The sequence below is a fragment of the Allobosea sp. P1_A7 genome (assembly GCF_056406775.1).
This window is the reverse complement of sequence record NZ_JBFTZN010000422.1, coordinates 1-3,388: the sequence shown is the minus strand read 5'-3', so window position 1 is coordinate 3,388 and position 3,388 is coordinate 1. Positions and strand designations below refer to the sequence as shown.

The 3,388-nt window shown below is 62.8% G+C and carries 3 protein-coding genes; 1 reads left to right on the top strand and 2 read right to left on the bottom strand.

The features are described 5' to 3' along the window. A partial coding sequence (locus AC1D34_RS35510) for a DUF2252 domain-containing protein (RefSeq protein WP_476826779.1) occupies window positions 1-1,228 on the bottom strand: 1,228 nt, incomplete at its 3' end. A gap of 271 nt (window positions 1,229-1,499) precedes the next feature. Here AC1D34_RS35510 and AC1D34_RS35505 point away from each other — a divergent pair. After that, the gene (locus tag AC1D34_RS35505; protein WP_476826778.1) at window positions 1,500-2,360 is read left to right on the top strand and encodes an MIP/aquaporin family protein; all 861 of its coding nucleotides are present in this window, start codon (window positions 1,500-1,502) and stop codon (window positions 2,358-2,360) included. Between the two features lie 181 nt (window positions 2,361-2,541). Here AC1D34_RS35505 and AC1D34_RS35500 read toward each other — a convergent pair whose 3' ends face one another. Continuing rightward, entirely contained in the window at window positions 2,542-2,790 is a 249-nt protein-coding gene (locus tag AC1D34_RS35500) for a hypothetical protein (protein ID WP_476826777.1), read from the bottom strand. Window positions 2,791-3,388: the final 598 nt, after the last annotated feature.

Genomic DNA, 3,388 nt, shown 5'->3' with positions numbered 1-3,388 from the left:
CCTTCCCGTACGCGGCCAGGCCGGGCGGTCCCAGCGCCTCGATCACCAGCGAGCCCTTCCAGTCCCTCAGTTGGCGCACGTAGAAGTCCCGTTGGCGCCCGTCGAGCCCGGACCTGACGCGCTGCCAGCCGATGAAGATGTCACTGGTAGCCTGCATTAACCTTTGCCCTGCGACGACCCGCTGGCCGGGATTTGGGTACTCGCTCTTGCCCACGAACCGCTCGAGCACCGACGGCTGCGCCTCCTTGAATTGGAGGAAAAGGGGATCCTGACCGTCGAGGCCCAGGAACAGGGCGATACGGTCGCGGGTGCCGACGCTCCCAACCCCGACCACCTTGCGGGCCAGGTCGGCGTAGCGGAACTGATCGAGCAGGGCGCGCAGGTCGCTGCGCAACGTGCTCCGGTAGCCGTGGAACCACTCACGGAACTCGCTTTCGATCTGGTCGCGGCTCTCCCCCGGGGGAAACAGCTCGACAATTGGCACGATCAGCGGCGGGTCGCTTATGAAACGGGGCTCGTCTTCGACGAGGTGGGTCAGCTTCTCGTAGGCGTGCATGCTATCGCGCGTGCGCGCCTTGGCGAGGTCGGCCTCTGCCTTCTTCAACCGGTTCAGGTCGACGCCGGCCTTGAGTTCGCGCAGCGCTTGTTTCATCGGGAGGCTCGCGTACCAGACTTGGAGATTGCGCATCGCGGCGAAGCCAGTCATCGCCTTCCGGTACGAGTGGGCCGTGGCCAGCACGGCCGCTTCCCGTTCCTTCCGCGAGAAGCCGTTGTCGCGGCCAGCGATCGCGAAGCTCGCCGCTAGGCGCTTCACGTCCCACTCCCATGGCCCCGGCGCCGTCTCGTCGAAGTCGTTGACGTCGAAGACGAGAGTCCGCTCCGGCGAGCCGAACGTGCCGAAGTTCGAGAGGTGCGCGTCGCCACAAAGCTGGGTGCGAATGCTCGAGTTCGGCGTCCGCGAGAGATCCGTCGCCATGATCAGTGCGCCGCCGCGGTAGAAGGCAAACGCAGACGAAAGCATCCGGCCGTACCGGATCGGCACTAACTCAGGCGCACGTGTGACCGCCTGCTCCTCGAGCAAGGCCACGGGGTCCCGATCACGGGGGATCTCGATCTCGGCCTGAAGTGTTCGCGGCAACTCGGCCCGCGCCGCCTTGCCGCGAGCCGCCCGCTCGGCCGGGGTGAAGTGCCGGACGGCCTTGGATCGGCCTGCCTCGACCCTACTCATAGGGCACCCCTTTCTCTGTGGCGATGCCGTGCTCGAACTATCGCTCCCTCCCATGTCGCCGTCAAAGGCTCCATCCAATTACGCGCCCGCCCGCCCGCCCGCTGGACGCGTGGGTGCGTTGGCGAAGCGTGAGTTGAGCGAAGCGTCGGTCAGTCTCCTTGCGACACGTGGAGGGTGAAGACCCTTACTGACAAACCTCCCGGTCTCCCTTTCACGGTTGACCGCGTGCGGCTCTTTGCGTAGCGTGCCGCCACGCGGAGCCTCAGGCCCGATGCTCATCGAACCGCTGATGCTCACGCTCGATTTACGAGAAGAAGTCATCGTGACGAGTGCTCCTGGCCAGCATCTTCTCCAAACTTACGAGCAGTCGCTAGTCGACACGTTCGCAAATTTCGCCGATCCGAAGCAGGAGTGGCGTAGGTTGTTCTCCGAGGTGCTGGGAACGTTTTTCCTCGTCCTCGTCGCTGCTGGCGGCGGAATGATGGGGCAGGCGTTTCCCAACACCATCGACCGTAGCGCGGCAGTGGTCGCGCCCGGGCTGATGGTGATGGCGATCATCCTGTTTATGGGTAAAGTCTCCGGCGCTCACTTGAATCCCGCCGTCAGCATTGCCTTCTCGCTCCGCGGCGACTTCCCGTGGCGTCGCGTGCCCGGGTACATCATCGCGCAGGTGATCGGCGCCACGCTCGCGGCGTTGTTTCTGCACACTGTGATCAACGTTTCGTCGACCTACGGGTCGAACTATCCGGCGGCAGGCTACTCGGCGGGCAGCGCGTTCCTGATGGAGGGGGTGCTGACTTTGGGGCTCGTCAGCGTCATTCTCGGCACGGCATCCGGCGCGCAGAACATCGGCGTCTTTGGGGCGATCGGCGTCGGGGCCTACATTGCGCTGGCCGGTCTCTGGGGAAGTCCGATCTCCGGTGCGTCGATGAACCCCGCGCGCACGTTCGGGCCGAATCTTGTCGGCACCGATTTCACGAGTTACTGGGTCTATGTGGCGGGCCCACTTGCCGGCGCGATGCTCGCTGTTGGAGCGGCATGGGTACTGCGAGGGCCAGGTGGGGGCCGCGCAGGGTCAGCCGCCGCCCAGGGCGACCTCTACACCGAGATCGAGCACCCCGGCAAAGCCTGAAGCGGATGACCTCAGGCACGAACGGCTAATTCGGGTGGGGAGCCGATCTTCAACTGATCGCCAAAAGCCGTCATTAGGTACGCCGCAGATTTGCGGCCCATGCCCATCGAGCCCTCGTCGCTAACGTCAAAATTGAGGGCGCCCCGATAGGGGGCCTTTTCCGTTGAATGGTGCTGCGGTCCTAGTCCCTTGCAGTGGCGTGGGCGTGATGAATGGTCTGGTTTTCATTGCTGGTGAGCTGAACCGGACCGAGTTTGACGGTCAGTTTGTTTAGCTTGCCGTTGAAGCGGAAGGGAGTTCGATAGTCCTTGTCGTCCACGCCCGTACGGGTATCGACCCCCACATCGAAGGTCTCGTCCATGGTTACGATGATCGGGATGGTGTGCGGGATTTTCTCATTGGCGACCTCCCGACCATCCACCTTCAACACGCCCGTTCCGCCCTTGCCGAAGCCCGGCCCGTCATAAGCGAAACCGAACTCGCGGAGCCGACTTGAATCTCAGAGCCCAAGTCCAATTCCTGTTCCCCAAATAGAACGTGAACAGCGTTGGATACTCAGTAGAAACAAAGAATTTTGATATAGGACAATATTCGATCGGGTCATATTCGGCACGCCAGCAACGCATTAGCCGGGCGTGCGAACAGCGCGTTTCATGGCGCGAGAAGAGCGATGATCGCCCGTGGTGGAGATGCCAACACCTCAGATTTGTAACCCCGGTCGCTCGTTGCAACCTCGCGAATGCACCGAAACCGGACCTTGCCAGAGTCCGCAACGGGTCGAAGCTGACGTTGGCCAATGTCGGTTAAGGGGTCGCCAACCGACCTTGCGTCGATGCATTCCTAAGGTCCGGTTCCGGGCAACCATCCAGAGTCCGCTCCTGGCGCAAGCTGCGCTCCTCCCCGCGGTTTTCACCACGAGGCGTGAGAGACCCGTCCGCATTTGATAGAATTTTCCAGGATGCGGCATCCCAAGAAGGGGATCTGCCATGGATATCCAGGCGCAGAACCAACTGCCTCGTAATGCGTGG